15 protein-coding genes are annotated in these 19567 nt (G+C 53.5%); 8 read left to right on the top strand and 7 right to left on the bottom strand.

From position 1 onward, the window contains the following. Positions 1-156: 156 nt before the first annotated feature. Both hemC and HMPREF3066_RS02240 read right to left on the bottom strand, forming a co-directional pair. The gene (gene hemC, locus HMPREF3066_RS02235) at positions 157-1095 is read right to left on the bottom strand and encodes a hydroxymethylbilane synthase (protein ID WP_070440185.1); all 939 of its coding nucleotides are present in this window, start codon (positions 1093-1095) and stop codon (positions 157-159) included. Positions 1096-1141: 46 nt separating this feature from the next. Next, a complete protein-coding gene (locus tag HMPREF3066_RS02240; protein WP_060974533.1) occupies positions 1142-1519 on the bottom strand; it encodes a hypothetical protein in 378 nt (125 codons plus the stop codon). A gap of 227 nt (positions 1520-1746) precedes the next feature. On the opposite strand from HMPREF3066_RS02240, the gene ybeY reads away from it, so the two are divergent. Both ybeY and HMPREF3066_RS02250 read left to right on the top strand, forming a co-directional pair. Then, positions 1747-2262, top strand: coding sequence for an rRNA maturation RNase YbeY (gene ybeY, locus HMPREF3066_RS02245; protein ID WP_003779150.1), 516 nt, complete (start codon positions 1747-1749; stop codon positions 2260-2262). 1 nt (position 2263) lies between these two features. Beyond that, entirely contained in the window at positions 2264-3088 is an 825-nt protein-coding gene (locus HMPREF3066_RS02250; protein WP_003757575.1) for an HlyC/CorC family transporter, read from the top strand. 196 nt (positions 3089-3284) lie between these two features. On the opposite strand, the gene HMPREF3066_RS02255 is transcribed toward HMPREF3066_RS02250, so the two are convergent. Further along, complete coding sequence (locus tag HMPREF3066_RS02255; RefSeq protein WP_060974618.1) at positions 3285-4079, bottom strand: DsbC family protein; 795 nt, start codon at positions 4077-4079, stop codon at positions 3285-3287. A gap of 138 nt (positions 4080-4217) precedes the next feature. On the opposite strand from HMPREF3066_RS02255, the gene HMPREF3066_RS02260 reads away from it, so the two are divergent. After that, positions 4218-6386: a primosomal protein N' gene (locus HMPREF3066_RS02260; RefSeq protein WP_070440187.1), complete on the top strand. Its 2169-nt coding sequence runs from the start codon at positions 4218-4220 to the stop codon at positions 6384-6386. 72 nt (positions 6387-6458) lie between these two features. On the opposite strand, the gene HMPREF3066_RS02265 is transcribed toward HMPREF3066_RS02260, so the two are convergent. Then, positions 6459-7304, bottom strand: coding sequence for a DUF817 domain-containing protein (locus HMPREF3066_RS02265; protein ID WP_039406723.1), 846 nt, complete (start codon positions 7302-7304; stop codon positions 6459-6461). Positions 7305-7469: 165 nt separating this feature from the next. On the opposite strand from HMPREF3066_RS02265, the gene nth reads away from it, so the two are divergent. The 4 genes from nth to nagZ all read left to right on the top strand — a co-directional run bounded on the left by nth (position 7470) and on the right by nagZ (position 12696). Next, on the top strand, positions 7470-8102 hold the full coding sequence (gene nth, locus HMPREF3066_RS02270; protein ID WP_019269879.1) for an endonuclease III: 633 nt from the start codon (positions 7470-7472) through the stop codon (positions 8100-8102). Between the two features lie 222 nt (positions 8103-8324). Then, on the top strand, positions 8325-9827 hold the full coding sequence (locus tag HMPREF3066_RS02275) for a DegQ family serine endoprotease (protein WP_411713524.1): 1503 nt from the start codon (positions 8325-8327) through the stop codon (positions 9825-9827). 189 nt (positions 9828-10016) lie between these two features. Further along, positions 10017-11537: a Na+/H+ antiporter NhaC family protein gene (locus HMPREF3066_RS02280; protein ID WP_070440190.1), complete on the top strand. Its 1521-nt coding sequence runs from the start codon at positions 10017-10019 to the stop codon at positions 11535-11537. A 70-nt stretch (positions 11538-11607) separates the two neighbouring features. Next, positions 11608-12696, top strand: a complete 1089-nt coding sequence (gene nagZ, locus HMPREF3066_RS02285; RefSeq protein ID WP_070440192.1) for a beta-N-acetylhexosaminidase — start codon at positions 11608-11610, stop codon at positions 12694-12696. Positions 12697-12789: 93 nt separating this feature from the next. On the opposite strand, the gene HMPREF3066_RS02290 is transcribed toward nagZ, so the two are convergent. The 3 genes from HMPREF3066_RS02290 to HMPREF3066_RS02300 all read right to left on the bottom strand — a co-directional run bounded on the left by HMPREF3066_RS02290 (position 12790) and on the right by HMPREF3066_RS02300 (position 18545). Further along, complete coding sequence (locus HMPREF3066_RS02290; RefSeq protein ID WP_070440194.1) at positions 12790-14349, bottom strand: TerC family protein; 1560 nt, start codon at positions 14347-14349, stop codon at positions 12790-12792. 252 nt (positions 14350-14601) lie between these two features. Continuing rightward, positions 14602-17817 (bottom strand): carbamoyl-phosphate synthase large subunit, encoded by a 3216-nt coding sequence (carB, locus tag HMPREF3066_RS02295; protein WP_070440196.1) that lies wholly within the window; start codon positions 17815-17817, stop codon positions 14602-14604. 50 nt (positions 17818-17867) lie between these two features. Continuing rightward, complete coding sequence (locus HMPREF3066_RS02300) at positions 17868-18545, bottom strand: hypothetical protein (protein ID WP_070440198.1); 678 nt, start codon at positions 18543-18545, stop codon at positions 17868-17870. A 509-nt stretch (positions 18546-19054) separates the two neighbouring features. Between HMPREF3066_RS02300 and HMPREF3066_RS13065 the strand changes: the two genes are divergently transcribed. Then, positions 19055-19213: a hypothetical protein gene (locus tag HMPREF3066_RS13065; RefSeq protein ID WP_168160645.1), complete on the top strand. Its 159-nt coding sequence runs from the start codon at positions 19055-19057 to the stop codon at positions 19211-19213. Positions 19214-19567: the final 354 nt, after the last annotated feature.

Genomic DNA, 19567 nt, shown 5'->3' on the forward strand with positions numbered 1-19567 from the left:
TTGTCCTGATTTAAAGTTAATCCACTATAAATAAGAGAAGCCATAGGTTAACTTGTTAACATTTTGCGCTTATTTGTGCCGTCTTTCAAGTTTGGCGGCGAATGGCAAAAGGTCGTCTGAAAACGTTTTTCAGACGACCTTTTCTTGCCAACCGATTTATTCGGCTTGTTCTTTCAAAACGGCTTCAATCAATTCCTGCGCTCCGTCGTCCGCCAGCTTTTTGGCGACTGCGCGTCCGAGCGCATCGGTGTAGGCGGAGGGGGCTTGCGCGTCTGCCTGCAAGATTACCGAGCCGTCGGGGTGTCCGACCAGTCCGCGCAGGGTGAGCAGGCCGTCTTCTTCGGTGCAATACGCGGCAAGCGGTACTTGGCAGCTTCCGCCCAAAGCGCGGGCGAGGGCGCGTTCGGCGGTCACGCAGGCGTGTGTGACATCGTGGTTTAAGGATTTTAATACGTCAAGAAGGTCAGTGCGGTGTGCGGCGATTTCGATGCCCAACGCGCCTTGTCCGGCAGCGGGCAGGCTGTCGGCTTCGGAGAGAATCAGGCGGATGCGTTCGTCCAGTTCCAAACGCTGCAATCCGGCGGCGGCGAGGATGATGGCATCGTATTCGCCGTTGTCGAGTTTGGACAGGCGGGTTTGTACGTTGCCGCGCAGGGGTTTGATGACTAAGTGCGGATAGCGGGCGCGCAACTGGGCTTCGCGGCGCAGGCTGGATGTGCCGACAATCGCGCCTTTGGGCATTTCTTCCAAACGCGCGTATTGGTTGGATACGAACGCGTCAAACGGATTGGCGCGCTCGCCGATGGCGGCAAGGGCGAAGCCTTCGGGCAAATCCATCGGCACGTCTTTAATCGAATGCACTGCCAAATCGGCGCGTCCGTCTTGCAAGGCTTGTTCCAACTCTTTGATAAACAGGCCTTTGCCGCCGATTTTCGACAGGGTTTTGTCCAAAATCTGGTCGCCGCGCGTGGTCATGCCCAAGATTTCGACTTCGCAGTCGGGATACAGGGTTTTCAGACGACCTTGGATATGTTTTGCCTGCCACATGGCAAGCAGGCTTTCGCGGCTGGCGATAACGAGTTTTTTCGGGTTCATTTGCAGTTTCTGATTTTCTAATTCATGAGGCGGGAAGTTCGACAGTCTAACACAAACTTTCTACGCTAACCGCCTGACTGTACTTGCCCAAGGGGCCGAATCCGTTGCCTTGGTTTTGTTCTTTGGTCAGCACTTTTCCCTGAATGCAGACATTGTTCAGGGTAACGTTATATGAGCCGGAACTCAGGCGGTTTTTTTCTACTTGATCCATCAGGATGTCGCCGCCGTTGATGAAATAGGTTTTCCCGTCGGCGGTAAATTCCGCCTGTTCGAGCGAATAATGGACTGTTCCTGTCATTTTGACCGTATCGCCGCTGTTTTTTTCGACCTGAGTTTCCGTCGGTTTGGCAGCCGACGTTTCGATTTTGTTTTGCGGGGAGCAGGCTGTCAGGGCAATCAGTAGGGGGAAAAGAAATTTGTTCATTTGCAATTACCGTGGTTGATAAAGGTATTCCGCTGCGAAGCTGTCGGAGAAGCCGTTGCACTATATCTGTTGCAACGAAATAAACTATAATGTGTACCGGCATTGAAATGCCGATTTCGACAGACCGCAAGAAACGGATACAAGATCTGTCAGCATGATGTTAGTTCATACTGCCGTAAAATAAAACTTATTCTCTAAAAACATTTTAACCCCAACAGCCTTACAGCATGAAACGCGCCAAAAAATATCCCTTCTTATCGTTGCAGCGGCAACGTTTCTGCCTGAATTTTGAAAACGCCTCAACCGCCGCCGACCTTCCGAGCGAACGCGATTTCTACCGCTGGGCATGGGCGGCGTTGAAAAACGAATACCGCCGCGCCGACATCAGCCTGATTCTGCTGGACGAAGAAGAAGCCCGCGCCTACAACCGCGATTACCGCAGCAAAGACTACGCCACCAATGTGTTGAGTTTTGCCTTGAACGAAGGCGAAATCCTGCCCGATCAGTTTTCAGACGAGCTTTGCGGCGATTTAATCATCTGCCCGCAAGTCGTATTGAAAGAAGCTGCCGAGCAGGGCAAAACCGCCGAGCAGCACTTTGCCCACCTGACCATGCACGGCACATTGCACCTGATGGGCTACGACCACATCGAAGAGACCGAGGCCGAAGAAATGGAGGCGCTCGAAATCCGCCTGATGCAGGCGGCAGGTTATCCCAACCCCTACCAAGAGGACGAATACTGAAATGGACGACACCCGGTCGAAACCGACATTTTTCGAACGTTTGATTTCCCGACTTGCCGGCGAACCCGATTCCGCCGAAGACGTACTCAGCCTGCTGCGGCAGGCGCACGAGCAGGAAGTGTTTGACGCGGATACACTTTTGCGGCTGGAAAAAGTCCTCGACTTTGCCGACTTGGAAGTGCGCGATGCCATGATTACCCGCAGCCACATGAACGTTTTGAAAGAAAACGACAGCATCGAGCGCATCACTGCCTACGTCATCGAAACCGCCCATTCCCGCTTCCCCGTCATCGGCGAAGACAAAGACGAAGTCCTCGGCATCCTGCATGCCAAAGACCTGCTCAAATACATGTTTAATCCCGAGCAGTTCAACCTCAAATCCATCCTTCGTCCTGCCGTTTTTGTACCCGAAGGCAAATCGCTGAACGCGCTTTTGAAAGAATTTCGAGAGCAGCGCAACCACATGGCAATCGTTATCGACGAATACGGCGGCACGTCGGGTCTGGTAACTTTTGAAGACATTATCGAACAAATCGTCGGCGACATCGAAGACGAGTTTGACGAAGACGAAAGCGCGGACAATATCCACGCTGTTTCCACCGAGCGCTGGCGTATCAACGCCGTAACCGAAATCGAAGACATCAACGCCTTTTTCGGTACGGATTACAGCAGCGAAGAAGCCGACAGCATCGGCGGACTGGTTATTCAGGAATTGGGACACTTGCCCGTGCGTGGCGAAAAAGTCGTGATCGGCGGTTTGCAGTTCACTGTCGCCCGCGCCGACAACCGCCGGTTGCATACGTTGATGGCGACTAAGGTGAAATAAACGGGATTTGTCTGATATAGTGGATTAAAATTGCAATGATACGGCGTTGCCAACGCCCTTATGTACTACCTGTACACGGCGGGCGTTGCCGCCTTGTCTCATTTTTATTTTAATCCACTATAATTAAAGAAAAAGGTCGTCTGAAAACCGATATACAAGGTTTTCAGACGACCTTTGCCGTATCTTGAAGCCAATCTTATTTCTGATTGTCTTCGATGATTTTTTTGAGGTGCGGCATAGGGCTGTATCCGCTTTGGCTGCGGCCGTTCGGGAAGACGAGGGTAGGTGTGCCGTTGAAGCCGAATTGTTCGCCCAAAGAAGTGGTTTCGGCAACGGGATTGTCGCAATTGGCTTTGCCGCTCGGGAATTGGCCTTTGCGCATCCAGTCGGTCCAGGCTTGGGTCGGGTTGGGCTGGCACCACAAAATTTCGGCTTTACGCGCGGCATCGGGGTGCAGGCTCGGAATCGGCATCATGAAGTTGTAAATCGTGATGTCGGTCATTTTTTCAAACTCGTGTTCCAAGCGTTTGCAGTACGGGCAGTCGGGATCGGAGAAGACGGCGACTTTCAGGCTGCCGTTGCCGCGCACTTCTTTAATGGCTTTGTCCAAAGGCAGGGAGGCGAAGTCGATTTTGTTCAAATCGGCGGCGCGTTCGTCGGTCAGGCTTTTGCGCGTGTTGACGTCGATGAGGTCGCCGACGAACATATAGTCGCCTTTGGCATCGGTGTAAATGATTTGTTTGCCGCTGACAACGACTTCATAAATGCCTTGAATAGGGGTTTCGCTGACGCTGATGACTTTCAGGCCTTGGGATTCGTAAATTTTTTCGAGGCGGGCTTTCAAGGCTTCGCCGACTTTGCCTTGTACGGGGGCGGCGGGCTTGGCGGCTGAAGAGGGCGCTGCATTTGCCTGTGAAACGGGGGTTTGCCCGCACGCGGTCAGTGAGATCAGAGCGATGGGGGCTAAGATTTTGATTAATTTGGTTTTCATTTTTAAGTATAGGCGTGTGTCAAGAAAACCGCATTGTATCAAACCTCTGTCATGCCTGCATTGTATTGAGGCTCAATTTATCGTCTGAAAATAGCTTTCGGCTGTTAAAATACGCAAAAAAACGATTTGTCTGCCTGTATGAACTACCACCGTATCGCCGTAAACGTGCCGCTTTCAGACGGCCTTTTGACTTATTCCCATTCCGAGCGGCTGCCGCAGGGAACGCGGGTGCTTGTGCCTTTCCGCAACAAAACCGTGGTCGGGATTGTGTGGGAAACGGATATTGCGCCCGATATGGACGCGGCGCGGATTTTGGGTGTTCAGACGGCCTTTTCGGACGAGCCGCCGCTGCCTGAAAACTGGCGTGATTTGCTCTCGTTTACGTCGCGTTATTACCACTATCCGACGGGGCAGGCGGTGTTTGCCGCGCTGCCGCAGGGTTTGAAGGAAACGCGCGCGGTGGAAATGCCGCAGCCGCCGTTGTTTTACGCGCTGAACGAAGCGGGCAGGGCGCAAATTCCGCCGCCGGCGCGGTTCAACAAAAAAGCGGCTTTGTGGAGCGCGCTGCTGTCGGGCGGAATGACGATGGCGGCGTTGAAGCAGGTGAACGCGCAGGCGGCGAAATTGATTGAGGATTGGGCGGAGCAGGGTTGGATTGAAACTGCGGAAGCGGCGAAACCCGTTTTAAGGTCGTCTGAATTTCAGCTCAACGCCAACCAACAGAAGGCTTCCGATGAAATTCAGACGACCTTCGGCAGTTTTCAACCGTTTCTGCTGTACGGCATCACCGGCAGCGGCAAGACCGAAGTGTATTTCGATGCGATGGCGAAAGTGTTGGCGCAGGGGCGGCAGGTGTTGTTTCTGTTGCCCGAAATTAACCTTACGCCGCAGCTTTTGAAACGGGTGGAAAACCGTTTTGCCGACGTACCGACCGCCGTGTTGCACAGCCAGATGGCGGCAGGCAGGCGCACGCAGGATTATCTGCGCACGATGTTGGGGCAGGCGAAGCTGGTCATCGGCACGCGGCTGGCGGTGTTCACGCCTTTGCCTGATGTCGGGCTGATTGTGGTCGATGAGGAACACGACGGCTCGTTCAAGCAGGACAACGAATTGCGCTACCATGCCCGCGATTTGGCGGTGTGGCGGGCGAAGCAGAGCGGCTGCCCCGTCGTGTTGGGCAGCGCTACGCCCAGCTTGGAGAGCTGGCACAAGGCGCAAAGCGGCGCGTACCGCCTGCTGCAACTGACCGAGCGCGCCCATACCGCTGCGCAACTGCCGCAAGTGGACATCCTCAACGTAGGCCGTCTGAAACTCGACAACGGCTTCTCACCGCAAGCCTTGCAGCTTTTGAAACAGAATTTTGAAGCGGGCGGCATGTCACTGGTGTACCTCAACCGGCGCGGTTTTGCGCCCGCGCTGTTTTGCGGTGACTGCGGCCATACCTTCGGCTGCCCGAACTGCTCCGCCAAAATGGTGCTGCACCAACGCGCCCGCCAACTGCGCTGCCACCACTGCGACCACCGCGAACCCGTCCCGTTCAAATGCCCCGACTGCGGCAACCAAGACCTGACCGCCGTCGGGCACGGCACGCAGCGCGTCGAAGAAACTCTGCGCGCCTTCCTGCCGAAAGCAACCGTTGTCCGCGTCGATAGGGACAGCACCGCGCACAAAAACGACTGGGCGGATTTGTACCGCCGCATCGCCGACAACGAAATCGACATTCTGGTCGGCACGCAGATGCTCGCCAAAGGCCATGATTTCGCGCGGCTCAACCTCGTTATCGTGTTGAACGCCGACGGTAGCCTGTACAGCGCGGATTTCCGCGCGCCGGAAAGGCTGTTCGCCGAGCTGATGCAAGTGTCCGGCAGGGCGGGGCGCGCCGACAAACCCGGCAAGGTGCTGATACAGACCCAACTGCCCGAACATCCCGTCTTCGCCGCCGTCAAAGCGCAGGACTACGCCGTGTTTGCCGAAAACGAATTGAACGAGCGGCAAATGTTCGCCATGCCGCCCTTCGGTTTCCAGACCGCCGTCCGCGCCGACGCGCCGCGCGTTGCCGATGCGATGGAATTTCTCAACGCCGCCAAAGAAACCCTCGCCCCGCTTTTACCCGAAAGCGTCTCACAGTTCGGTGCCGCCCCCATGCTGATGGTGCGCCTCGCCGAACGCGAACGCGCGCAAATCTTCCTCGAATCTCCGTCCCGACAGGATTTACACCGCGCCGTGAGTTTGTGGGTGCAGGTGTTGCAGCAAAACCGCGACGGCAAAATCAGATGGTCGGTGGATGTGGACGCGCAGGAAGCGTAAGTGGAATAGGGAAGGGGTCGTCTGAAAAAGCGGAAGAGGCATTTTCAGACGACCTTTTCGCAGTATCGAACATTAATCTTTAGAAACGCTGATGGTGTGTTTGACGTGTTTTAAATTCGCCACGATGGTAAACGTCATCATCACCAGCAAAGCCCACGAACTCCATTTGCTGATGTGTACCGATGCCCATGCGCCGATTTGGTTGGGATAACGCCAAACGCCGAACAAAGTCCCTAAGTTTTCCGCCAGCCAAATGAAAAAACCGATTAGGACGAAAGACAGCAGGAGCGGCATTTTTCGGGTAGTGTCATAGGGCGTGTATAAAACCGTTGTCCGCGCATAAAGCCCGAGCGCGAATGCGGCGAGATACCAGCGGTAGTCGCCGAGATAGTGATGAGTGAAAAAATTGACGTAAATTGCCAGCGCGCACAATGTGCTCAACCAATACGGCGGATGGCTTTTGATTCTGATATTAAAGAGCCGCCAAGCCTGAATGATGTAGCTGCCGACCGCCGCATACATAAAGCCTGCAAACAGCGGCACGCCGCCGATTTTGGTGTATGCCTCGTCCGGATAGCTCCAAGACTGGATGTCGCCCGATGTCTTGAACCACTCCAAAGCAAAGCCCACCAAGTGAAAAAGCGTAATCGATTTCACTTCGTCCCACGTTTCCAGCTTGAAATACAGCATCGCAACCTGCACGGAGACTGCAAAAATCAGCAGCAGGTCATAGCGTGAAACCCCCAGCCAGCCTGTTTTCGGAATCAGGAACATGGCGATGAAAAACAAACCTGCAAACAAACAGGCGCGCGCTTCTTTCAGTCCGAAAAACCAAAATTCGACCGCAAAACGCCGCCAGCCGTGCAAATCATCCCGTTTCGGGTGTTCCATCAGCCAAGTATCCAGTTTGCCCAACATATTTTCAGACGACTTTCATTTTTAAAAGGGATGGAATATAACGTAAGAATAGGGATCCGGGAATATTAAGTGGCCGTCTGAAAAAGCGGTTGGCGTTTTCAGACGACCTTTTGCGCTATAATCGGGCAAACGATAAAGATACACACAAATCCTACCCGTACCCCCATGAACAAACAGATCCGCCAAGAAATTTTCGAGCGTTTCCGCGCTGCCAATCCCCATCCGACCACCGAGCTTCATTTCAATTCCCCCTTCGAGCTTTTGATTGCCGTTTTGCTGTCGGCGCAGGCGACCGACGTGGGCGTGAATAAGGCGACGGCGAAGCTGTTTCCGGTTGCCAATACGCCGCAGGCGATGTTGGATTTGGGTTTGGACGGCGTGATGGAATACACGAAAACCATCGGGCTTTATAAAACCAAGTCCAAACACATCATGCAGACTTGCCGCATCCTGCTGGAAAAATACAACGGCGAAGTGCCGGAAGACCGCGAGGCTTTGGAATCGTTGCCGGGCGTGGGGCGCAAGACGGCAAACGTGGTGTTGAACACGGCGTTCGGCCATCCCGTCATGGCGGTCGATACGCACATCTTCAGGGTGTCCAACCGTACCAAAATCGCGCCGGGCAAGGATGTGCGCGAGGTAGAGGACAAGCTGATGCGCTTTGTGCCGAAAGAGTTTTTGATGGATGCGCACCACTGGCTGATTTTGCACGGACGCTACACTTGCAAGGCGCAGAAGCCGCAATGCGGGAAATGTATGATTAATGATTTATGCGAGTATGGCGCGAAGTTGATGTAAACGTTGATAAATTGTAAACAATCAACAAAACAACCTTCCCATTAGGTTAAAATTTCTGACGGCATTTTTTTATTTAAAATGAAATGCTTGAAAAAATACGGGCAAAAGGTAAAATTCGACCTTATCGGGTTGGAAAACGATAAAAGTTTCAGACGACCCCGGTTTTTTAAGATGCAAGAACATAATCCGTTATTCGGAAAAGGAAACGCGGTGCGCGAAAAAATGAAAAAATACAGATACTTTGCTTTGGTAACGGCTTCTGCGCTGGCTTTGGGCGGCTGCGACAAAATCAGCAGCTTCTTCGGCGGCGAGAGTAAAAGCGAAGAATTCGTACAGAGAATCGAACCCTCCAAAAATGACGGCAGCGTCGGTATGCTGCTGCCCGATTTCGCACAATTGGTGCAAAACGAAGGTCAGGCGGTGGTCAATATCCAAGCGTCCCCCGCCGGACGTGCCGCAGGCAGCGGGCAGTCTGAAGAGCAGGGCATGGACTTGAGCCAGTTTCCGGACAACGACCCGTTTTACGAGTTTTTCAAACGCCTTGTTCCGAATATGCCCGATATGCCGGAAGACCAATCTGCCGACGATGATTTGAATTTCGGCTCCGGCTTTATCATCAGTAAAGACGGCTATATCCTGACCAATGCCCACGTCGTCGCCGGCATGGGCAATATCAAAGTCCTGCTCAACGATAAGCGCGAATATACTGCCAAACTGATCGGTTCGGATACGCAATCCGATGTCGCGCTGTTGAAAATTGAAGCTTCGGAAGAATTGCCCGTCGTCAAAATCGGCAATCCGAAAGATTTGAAACCAGGCGAGTGGGTTGCCGCCATCGGCGCGCCGTTCGGTTTTGACAACAGCGTTACTTCGGGCATCGTGTCCGCCAAAGGACGCAGCCTGCCGAACGAAAGCTACACGCCTTTCATCCAAACCGACGTTGCCATCAATCCGGGCAACTCCGGCGGCCCGCTGTTTAACCTGAAAGGTCAGGTAGTCGGCATCAACTCTCAAATTTACAGCCGCAGCGGCGGATTTATGGGCATTTCCTTCGCGATTCCGATTGATGTGGCGATGAACGTTGCCGAGCAGTTGAAAACCAGCGGTAAGGTTCAGCGCGGTCAGTTGGGCGTGATTATTCAGGAAGTGTCTTACGATCTGGCGAAATCGTTCGGTTTGGACAAAGCCAGCGGCGCGTTGATTGCCAAAGTGATGCCGAACAGCCCTGCCATGCAGGCAGGATTGCAAGTGGGCGACATCGTCCGCAGCGTCAACGGCGAAGAAGTGCGCGTGTCCAGCGATTTGCCGGTTATGGTCGGCTCGATGCTGCCGGGTAAGGAAGTCACGCTGGAAGTATGGCGCAAAGGCGAGAAGATTAATGTGAAAGTCAAACTCGGCAGCATGGCGGAGCAGAACGAAACGTCTTCACGCGCTACCGAGCAGCCGCAGCAGGCAAATCCGGCAGACGGCTTTACCGTCGATAATACGGGACTGACCCTGCGCGTCGATGAAGGTGCAGGCAAAAGCCGCCTGATTGTTTCCCGCGTCAGCGGAGCGGCGGAACGTGCCGGACTCAAACGCGGTGACGAAATCCTCGCTGTCAGCCAAATCAGCGTCAACGACGAATCAAGCTTCCGCAGCGCGTTGGCAGGCGCGGGCAAAAATGTGCCGCTGCTGGTTCAGCGCGACGGCAATACGCTTTTCCTCGCCCTGACCCTGCAATAAGGTGCAACGCAAGCGCCATTCAATGATAGAATACCCGCCATCCTAAGGTGGCGGGTATTTTGTAATTTTAGCAACTGATTGATTTGTTTGTTTTTTGATGGTTTTGCTCTTTTGGCTTTGTCAACAATCGCATTCAAAGGTCGTCTGAAAACGTTCCGCTCCGATTGACTTCCTATTAATAAAAATATTATGCACCTGATTGATTATTCACATTCGTTTTTATCCGTCGTGCCGCCGTTTTTGGCATTGGCGCTTGCCGTCATTACCCGCCGCGTGCTGTTGTCTTTGGGCATCGGTATTTTGGTCGGCGTTGCCTTTTTGGTCGGCGGCAGCCCGATTGACGGACTGACACACCTGAAAGACATGGTGGTCGGACTGGCTTGGGCAGACGGCGATTGGTCGCTGGGAAAACCTAAAATCCTGATTTTCTTGTTGTTACTCGGTATTTTCACTTCTCTTTTAACCTTTTCGGGCAGCAATCAGGCGTTTGCCGATTGGGCGAAGCAACACATCAAAGGGCGGCGCGGCGCAAAAATGCTGACTGCCTGCCTCGTATTCGTTACCTTTATCGACGACTATTTCCACAGTCTTGCCGTCGGTGCGATTGCACGCCCCGTTACCGACAAATTCAAAGTTTCCCGCGCCAAACTGGCGTATATCCTTGATTCCACTGCTGCGCCGATGTGCGTACTGATGCCGGTTTCAAGCTGGGGCGCATCGATTATCGCCACGCTGGCAGGTCTGCTCGTTACCTACCACATCACTGGATACACGCCGATGGGTGTGTTCGTCGCCATGAGCCTGATGAATTATTACGCCCTGTTCGCGCTGATCATGGTGTTTGTCGTCGCTTGGTTTTCTTTCGACATCGGCTCGATGGCGCGCCTTGAAAAAGCGGCATTGCAGGAAACTCATGACGAATCCACCGGCTCTGACGGCCCCAAAGGCAGGGTTTACGCGCTGATTATCCCTGTTTTGGTGTTGATCGCATCCACCGTTTCCGCCATGATTTACACAGGCGCGCAGGCAAGCGAAACCTTCAGCATTTTGGGTGCGTTTGAAAATACCGATGTAAACACTTCGCTGGTGTTCGGCGGTACTTGCGGCGTACTCGCCGTCGTCCTCTGCACACTCGGCACCATCAAGGCCGCCGACTATCCCAAAGCCGTCCGTCAGGGCATATCTTCGATGTTCGGCGCGATTACCATCCTGATTCTTGCCTGGCTCATCAGCACCGTCGTCAGCGAAATGCACACCGGCGACTACCTCTCCACGCTGGTTGCAGACAACATCCATCCCGGCTTCCTGCCCGTCATCCTCTTCCTGCTTGCCAGCGTGATGGCGTTCGCCACAGGCACAAGCTGGGGCACGTTCGGCATTATGCTGCCGATTGCCGCAGCGATGGCGGTTAAAGTCGATGCATCGTTGGTTATCCCGTGTATGTCCGCCGTGATGGCAGGCGCGGTTTGCGGCGACCACTGTTCGCCCATTTCCGACACCACCATCCTGTCTTCCACCGGCGCGCATTGCAACCACATCGACCACGTTACATCGCAACTGCCTTACGCCCTGACCGTCGCAGGCGCGGCAGCGGCAGGCTACCTCGTGTTGGGTATGACGCAATCGGCTTGGCTGGGCTTTTTCGCCACCGGCGTCGTTATGACCGCCCTCATCTTCATACTGAAAGACAAAAAAGGCAAAGCTGCCTAATGTGTTTTCCCGTTTTCAGACGACCTTTGATACTTTAAGGTCGTCTGAAAACATTTTAAGGAATCCAAAAATGAACGCTCCCCATTCCATCCCGCGCGGCCCCGTTATGGTAGACGTCGCCGCCTACTGTCTGACCGAAGAAGAAAAACAACGCTTGCTCGACCCGTCTATCGGCGGCGTCATCCTGTTCCGCCGCAACTTCGAAAACGTCGGGCAGCTCAAAGCCCTTGTTCAAGAAATCAAAGCACTGCGCACGCCTGAACTCATCATCGCCGTCGATCACGAAGGCGGCAGGGTGCAACGCTTTATCGAAGGCTTCACCCGACTGCCCGCCATGAACACCTTAGGGCAGATTTGGGATACCGAAGGCGAAGCCGCTGCCAAAGAAAAAGCCGAGCAGGTCGGCTGGGTATTGGCGACGGAACTGACCGCCTGCGGCATAGACCTCTCCTTCACGCCCGTCCTCGACCTCGATTGGGGAACATGCCCCGTCATCGGCAACCGCAGTTTCCACCACAACGCCGACACCGTAACCCAGCTCGCCCTTGCCCTGCAAAAAGGTCTGAACCGGGGCGGCATGAAATCCTGCGGCAAACATTTCCCCGGACACGGATTCGTCGAAGGCGACAGCCATTTGGTGCAACCCGAAGACACGCGCAGCCTTGCCGAACTCGAAGCCGCCGACATGATTCCGTTCCGCGCCTTAAGCAGCGCAGGCATGGCGGCGGTCATGCCCGCCCACGTCGTTTATCCGCAAATTGACGGCAAGCCCGCCGGTTTCTCCGAAAAATGGCTCAAACAAATCCTGCGCCAAGACATCGGATTTAAAGGCGTTATCTTTTCAGACGACCTCACGATGGAAGGCGCAGGCGCAGCGGGCGGCATCAAAGAACGTGCAAACGCATCCTTTACGGCAGGCTGCGACATCGTCCTCGTCTGCAACCGTCCCGACCTCGTGGACGAACTGCGCGACGGCTTCCAAATCCCCGTCAATCCCGATTTGGCAAACCGCTGGCAATACATGGCGAACACACTGGGCAAAGAAGCCGCCCAAACCGTGATGCAAACCCCAGATTTCCAAGCCGCACAAGCCATGACCGCGCAACTTGCCACGCCTAAAGACACCGCCGGCGGCGTGAAAGTCGGCGAAGCGTTTTAAAGGCGTTTGGTTTAGAAAGCATGAAAGAAGGTCGTCTGAAAACCTTGAATTAAGGTTTTCAGACGACCTTTTTATTTCACAATGATAATTTGATTATCCTTCGTCAGGCAGCTTGGTGATCTGTACCCGCTCGATGCGTTGACCGTCTTTTTCAACGACTTGGAAACGCCAGCCGTGGAAGTCGGCAAAGTCGCCGACATCGGGAATGCTTTGCAGCTCTTCCATAATCAGCCCCGCAACGGTGTGGAAGTCGGCATCTTCTTCCTGCGGCGGGAGGTTGAGTTGCGGCGCGAGGTCGACGTATTCAAACGAACCGTCCACAGTCAGACTTTCGTCGGCATTTTCTTGAACGGCGGGTTCTTCTTGGCGTTCAAACTCTTCGGGGAATTCGCCTGCGATGGTTTCCAGCAGGTCTTTCATGGTAACCATGCCCAAAACCGCGCCGAATTCATCGACCACCAAAGCATAATCCGCGCTGCTTTGGCGGAACAGTTCAATCGCACCCAATGCGGTCGTACTGTCCGGCAGGACGAGCGGCTGGCGCAGGACGGCTTGGATATTGAGTTCGCCGGTTTCGAGCAGTTGGGCGAGCAGGTCTTTTTTGTTGATGTAGCCCAACGGTTCGTCCACACCGGCTTTACCGACGACGAGCAGGCGGCTGTACGGGGTGTTTTGCAGTTGGGCGTGTTGCTCTTCGCGGCTTTGGGAGATGTCCAAACGCTCAATGTCGCGGCGGGGAATCATCACGCCGAGGATGGGACGTTCGGCAAGCGTGAGGACGCTGCGTATCATGGATTTTTCGTTTTCTTCGAAATGCCCGTCGTCCTCCGCTTCGTCCCCCGCTTTGGCAAGCACGCTTTCGCGTATGCCCATCATGCCCAAGACGTTCTCGGCGGTGCGCTTGCGCCACGAGCTGCTGATGTAGTCGTTTTTGCGGCTGTTACGCTGCGAAATTTGGTTGAACGCTTCAATCAGGATGGAGAAGCCGATAGCGGCGTAGAGGTAGCCTTTCGGGATGTGGAAATGGAAGGCTTCGGCAATGAGGCTGAAACCGATCATTAGCAGGAAACCCAAGCAGAGCATGACGACGGTAGGATGCCTGTCCACAAACTCGGTCAGCGGTTTGCTGGCGGAAATCATGACGGTCATGGCAACGGCAACCGCGCCCATGGCGACGACGATGTGATCGACCATCGCAACGGCAGTGATGACGGAATCGATGGAAAATACCGCGTCAAGAATCAGGATTTGGGCAACCACGCTCCAAAATCGCGCGTGTTTTTTCTGACTGTCGGCAACGGCAAACTGGTTATGCCCTTCGAGGCGTTCGTGCAGCTCGGTGGTGGCTTTGTAGAGCAGGAAGATACCGCCCGCGAGCATAATCATGTCTTTGCCGGAAACGTCCAACCCGCTGATGTGGAACAGCGGGTGCGTCAGGGTCATGATGTGCGCCATGAAGCCGAGCATGATGATGCGGATAACGACCGCAAGCCCCAAACCGGTAATGCGCGCGCGGTCGCGTTGGGCAGGTTTGACTTTGTTCGCCAAAATGGCGACGAAAACGAGGTTGTCTATCCCCAAGACGACTTCGAGTACCAGAAGCGTGGCAAAGCCTATCCAAGTATGCGGCTCTGCCAACCAACTGAAATCCATGATTTTTGTATTCCTTTGTGTTCAAACGCGAAAAGGCAGCCTGAAACGCTCAAGCTGCCTGATTCATATCGATACGCACGAAAAACGGCGGGCGGTCATGCTGCTCTGCTCTGGGTCTTTCATGTGTGCGTATGTCTCAAGTAAAAATAATGTAAATAGTTTAGCAGTTTGGGAGGCGGATGGCAAAAGGTCGTCTGAAAGATAAGTCTTATTTTCAGACGACCTTTTGTTCAAGCTAAACCCGATTCAGATTCAGCCTCTGTTTTTCAACCGTCCATGCAATTCCTGCACGCTGTACACGCCCAAGTGGTCGCGGCTTTTTGCGCCTTCGCTCATGGCTTCGCCGCCGGCGATGGTGGTGTATTGCGGCACGCGTTGGGTGAGGGAGGTGCGGCGGATGCTGTGGCTGTCGGCGATGGATTGTGCCGAGCTGCTGACGGTGTTGACCACCAGCGCGATTTCGCCGTTTTTAATCGCATCCACGATGTGCGGGCGGCCTTCCTGTACTTTGTTCACTGCCTGCACGATGATGCCGTGCTCTTTCAGGTATTCGGCGGTGCCGCGTGTGGCGCAGACGCCGTAGCCGAGTGCTTGGAAGTTTTGCGCGGTTTTGACGATGAGCGGTTTGTCTTCGTCGCGCACGGCGAGGAAGATTTTGCCGGTCGGGTTCAGGCGTTCGCCTGCACCGAGTTGGGCTTTGTAGTAGGCTTCGCCGAAGCTTGCGCCCACGCCCATCACTTCGCCGGTGGAGCGCATTTCCGGGCCGAGGATGGTGTCCACGCCGGGGAATTTGATGAAGGGGAACACGGCTTCTTTAACGGCATAGAAATCGGGGACGACTTCTTTTTCCACGCCTTGCTCTTGCAGGGAAATACCTGCCATACAGCGTGCGCCGACTTTGGCGAGCGGCACGCCGGTGGCTTTGGAGACGAAGGGCACGGTACGGCTGGCGCGCGGGTTCACTTCCAACACGAACACCACGCCGTCCTGCACGGCGAACTGTACGTTCATCAGGCCGACCACGCCCAGCGCGTAGGCCATGGCTTTGGTTTGGCGGCGGATTTCGTCTTGGATTTCTTCGCTGAGCGAGTAGGGCGGCAGCGAGCAGCCGGAGTCGCCGGAGTGGATGCCTGCCTGTTCGACGTGCTGCATAATGCCGCCGATAACGACGTCTTTGCCGTCTGAAACGCAGTCCACATCGACTTCAATCGCGTTGTTCAGAAAGAAGTCGAGCAACACGGGGCTGTCTTCGGATACCTGCACGGCTTCGCGCATGTATTTTTGCAGCTCTTCGGCGGAGTGGACGACCTGCATGGCGCGGCCGCCGAGGACGTAAGACGGGCGCACGACCAGCGGATAGCCGATTTCTTCGGCTTTGACGAGCGCTTCTTCTTCGTTGTGGGCGATGCGGTTGGGTGGTTGGCGCAGGCCTAAGTCGTTCAACACTTTTTGGAAGCGTTCGCGGTCTTCGGCGGCGTCGATGCTGTCGGCGGATGTGCCGATGATGTTCACGCCGTTTTCAACCAGCGCGTTGGCGAGTTTGAGCGGGGTTTGGCCGCCGTAATGCACAATCACGCCCCACGGGTTTTCGGTGCGGACGATTTCCAACACGTCTTCCAGCGTCAGCGGCTCGAAATACAGGCGGTCGCTGGTGTCGAAGTCGGTGGACACGGTTTCGGGGTTGCAGTTGACCATAATCGTTTCAAAGCCCGATTCGCGCAGGGCGAGCGCGGCGTGAACGCAGCAGTAGTCAAACTCGATGCCTTGACCGATGCGGTTCGGGCCGCCGCCGAGAATCATCACTTTTTTACGGTCGGAAGGACGCGCTTCGCATTCTTCTTCGTAAGTGGAATAGAGGTAGGCGGTTTCGGTGGCGAACTCGGCGGCGCAGGTATCGACGCGTTTATAGACGGGATGCAGCTTCAGCGCGTAGCGGTGTTCGCGCACTTCTTTTTCTTTTACGCCCAAAAGCTGCGCGATGCGTTTGTCGGAGAAGCCTTTGCGTTTCAGACGACGTAAGGCGGCGAAATCCAAATCTTGCAGGCAGCCTGCACTTACCTGCCGTTCTTCTTTCACTAAGTCTTCGATTTGCGCTAGGAACCAAGGGTCGATGGCGCAGATTTCGTGGATTTCTTCCAGCGTAAAGCCCGCGCGGAATGCGTCTGCTACAAACAGCATACGTTCAGGACCTGGGTTCGCCAGTTCGCGGCGGATTTCCGCTTTGTCTTCGCTGCGCGGATTGAAACCGCACAAGCCGGTTTCCAAGCCGCGCAGGGCTTTTTGGAAACTTTCCTGAATGGTGCGGCCCATCGCCATCACTTCGCCCACCGATTTCATCTGCGTGGTCAGGCGGTCGTCTGCGGCGGGGAATTTTTCAAACGCGAAACGCGGGATTTTGGTCACGACATAGTCGATGGAAGGCTCGAACGACGCGGGCGTGCGGCCGCCAGTGATGTCGTTGCGCAACTCGTCCAGCGTAAAGCCGACCGCCAGCTTCGCCGCCACTTTCGCAATCGGGAAACCCGTCGCTTTGGAAGCCAGCGCGGACGAACGGCTCACGCGCGGGTTCATCTCAATCACAATCATCTCGCCGTTTTCAGGGTTCACCGCAAACTGAACGTTCGAGCCGCCCGTGTCCACGCCGATTTCGCGCAATACCGCCAAGCTTGCGTTGCGCATGATTTGGTATTCCTTGTCCGTCAGCGTTTGCGCCGGCGCAACCGTAATCGAGTCGCCCGTATGCACGCCCATCGGGTCGAAGTTTTCAATCGAGCAAATAATGATGCAGTTATCGTTCTTATCGCGCACCACCTCCATTTCGTACTCTTTCCAGCCGAGCACGGACTGCTCAATCAGCAGCTCATGCGTGGGCGACGCATCGAAACCGCGTTCGCAAATCGCCAAAAACTCGTCTTTATTGTAGGCAATGCCACCGCCCGAACCACCCATCGTGAAAGAAGGGCGAATCAGGGTAGGGAAGCCGACCTGTTCTTGCGCTGCCAAAGCCTCATTCATGGTGTGGCAGACAAAAGATTTCGGGCAAGACAAACCGATTTTCTCCATCGCTTCTTTAAAGCGGCCTCGGTCTTCTGCTTTGTCAATCGCGTCTTCGGTCGCGCCAATCAGCTCGACATTGTATTTCGCCAGCACGCCGTTGCGCGCCAAATCCAGCGCACAGTTCAGCGCAGTCTGACCGCCCATCGTGGGCAGAATCGCATCAGGCCGCTCCTTGGCGATAATCTTCTCCACCGTCTGCCACATAATCGGCTCGATGTAGGTAACATCCGCCATTTCAGGGTCGGTCATGATGGTGGCGGGGTTGGAATTCACCAGAATGACTTTATAGCCTTCTTCACGCAAAGCCTTACAGGCCTGTGCGCCCGAATAGTCAAATTCGCAGGCCTGACCGATAACGATAGGGCCGGCGCCGATGATAAGGATGGATTTTAGGTCGGTACGTTTGGGCATGGGGAGGGTCTTTCTTTATCAATTAATTATGATCCAGTTTTAAATATATACTATTTAGTATTTTTCTTTCTAGCATTGTATAGATTACACAATTCTGAACCTAAAAAACTACCTAGCAAACTGTACATTGCGGTAAAAAGAGGAATTTCTTTTAAATTATTTATTGGTCCAAGGCTATTAATAGTACTCAATACCATCATAAAAATCGATACTATAAAAAAGAGTAAAAGCAAATTATATATAAATGTCCACTCTCTGCTGATAATATATGGGTAAATTTTTTCTACAAAAAGATAATATAAACAGGGAGTAAATAACCCAAAAATATATGCTATAACTCCATATAATGCAGTATAGGAGATATCGGAGCGATGGTCAGAGAAAAATGCTAATAATATGAATATTAATGGGGATGCACATATACTTACCATAGTTATTATTAGCGATTTTTTACTGCTTATAATTTTGTAAGCAAACTTTTTTTCTAGTATAAAATCAATTCCAATTACAATCAAACATGATAATGCCATGGTGCTTATAAATAATGGAGATAGATATACTTGATATATAAATCCATAAGCTATATTTAAATCTGAATCAAAAATTCTTAATATATCTATAAAAATTAAGATTAATAATAAAATTATATTAATTATAATTGCATTATTTTTATTAGTGATTAGGAATTTTTTTATATATTGAAATATATTTCTTATGCTTTTACACATAATAATTTACCTTGTTCTTGATATCTTAAAACAAGCAAGCGTAGCAAGCCGTAGCCCGCATATAGGGTGCGTGCGATACGCACGCACGCGTTCTCCATTTTCCCTGCAACCCCAACCCACCGCGTGAGTGCCTTGCGGCACACACCCTACCGATGGTTCAAAGGCCGTCTGAAAAAACGCTCGCGGCGTTTGTTACATCTGCCTTGCGATAAAAGCTGCCTGAAAAATTCCTGCCGTTGAGGTTTGGGCATTCTTTTTTCAGACGACCTGTAACGCTTGAATCCGCTGTAACCTGCTCCCTCCCCCGTGGGGGAGAGGGGGAGAGGGCATTCTCCAAATTGCGGCAACCTTTCCCAACACCCTAACTCTAACCGTCCCAATACAAGCCTTGCGGCTTGTTGCCCTCTCTCTAACTCTCTCCCACGGGAGAGAGGACAGGGCGGCTGTTGGGATTAAGGGTGATGCAGGGAAAATAGAAAGCTGTAGCCCATATGTAGGGCTTGTGCGGTATGTACGCGTTCTCCATTTTCCCTGCAACCCCAACCCACCGCGTGAGTGCCTTGCGGCACACACCCTACCGATGGTTCAAAGGTCGTCTGAAAAAACGCTCGCGGCGTTTGTTCCATCTGCTTTGCGATAAAGGCTACCTGAAAAATTCCTGCCGTTGATATTTCAGGCATTCTTTTTCAGACAGCCTGCAACGCTTGAATCCGCTGCAATTTGCCCCCTCCCCCGTGGGGGAGGGTTGGGGAGAGGGCATTCTCCCAAATCACGACAATCTTTCTCAACACCCTAACCGCCCCAATACAAGCCTTGTGGCTTGTTGCCCTCTCTCTAACTCTCTCCCACGGGAGATAGGACGGGGCGGCTGTTGGGATTAAGGGGTCTGCAAGGAAAATAGATTGTGCATGCTGCTTTTTTTCTTTTCAGACGACCTTCAATCAACGGCAAATCCAAGAAAGCCGTAGCCCACATTTAGGGTGTGTGCGGTACGCACGCACGCGTTCTCCATTTTCCCTGCA

The organism is Neisseria sp. HMSC03D10 (genome assembly GCF_001807625.1).
GTDB lineage: Bacteria > Pseudomonadota > Gammaproteobacteria > Burkholderiales > Neisseriaceae > Neisseria > Neisseria mucosa.

Coding starts and splice junctions, on each gene's coding strand:
- ybeY (WP_003779150.1), top strand. CDS start 1,747: ATGAAACGCGCCAAAAAATATCCCTTCTTATCGTTGCAGCGGCAACGT.
- HMPREF3066_RS02290 (WP_070440194.1), bottom strand. CDS start 14,349: ATGGATTTCAGTTGGTTGGCAGAGCCGCATACTTGGATAGGCTTTGCC.
- HMPREF3066_RS02260 (WP_070440187.1), top strand. CDS start 4,218: ATGAACTACCACCGTATCGCCGTAAACGTGCCGCTTTCAGACGGCCTT.
- carB (WP_070440196.1), bottom strand. CDS start 17,817: ATGCCCAAACGTACCGACCTAAAATCCATCCTTATCATCGGCGCCGGC.
- nagZ (WP_070440192.1), top strand. CDS start 11,608: ATGAACGCTCCCCATTCCATCCCGCGCGGCCCCGTTATGGTAGACGTC.
- HMPREF3066_RS02280 (WP_070440190.1), top strand. CDS start 10,017: ATGCACCTGATTGATTATTCACATTCGTTTTTATCCGTCGTGCCGCCG.
- HMPREF3066_RS02265 (WP_039406723.1), bottom strand. CDS start 7,304: ATGTTGGGCAAACTGGATACTTGGCTGATGGAACACCCGAAACGGGAT.
- hemC (WP_070440185.1), bottom strand. CDS start 1,095: ATGAACCCGAAAAAACTCGTTATCGCCAGCCGCGAAAGCCTGCTTGCC.
- HMPREF3066_RS02275 (WP_411713524.1), top strand. CDS start 8,325: ATGAAAAAATACAGATACTTTGCTTTGGTAACGGCTTCTGCGCTGGCT.
- HMPREF3066_RS02250 (WP_003757575.1), top strand. CDS start 2,264: ATGGACGACACCCGGTCGAAACCGACATTTTTCGAACGTTTGATTTCC.
- nth (WP_019269879.1), top strand. CDS start 7,470: ATGAACAAACAGATCCGCCAAGAAATTTTCGAGCGTTTCCGCGCTGCC.
- HMPREF3066_RS02255 (WP_060974618.1), bottom strand. CDS start 4,079: ATGAAAACCAAATTAATCAAAATCTTAGCCCCCATCGCTCTGATCTCA.
- HMPREF3066_RS13065 (WP_168160645.1), top strand. CDS start 19,055: ATGTACGCGTTCTCCATTTTCCCTGCAACCCCAACCCACCGCGTGAGT.
- HMPREF3066_RS02300 (WP_070440198.1), bottom strand. CDS start 18,545: ATGTGTAAAAGCATAAGAAATATATTTCAATATATAAAAAAATTCCTA.
- HMPREF3066_RS02240 (WP_060974533.1), bottom strand. CDS start 1,519: ATGAACAAATTTCTTTTCCCCCTACTGATTGCCCTGACAGCCTGCTCC.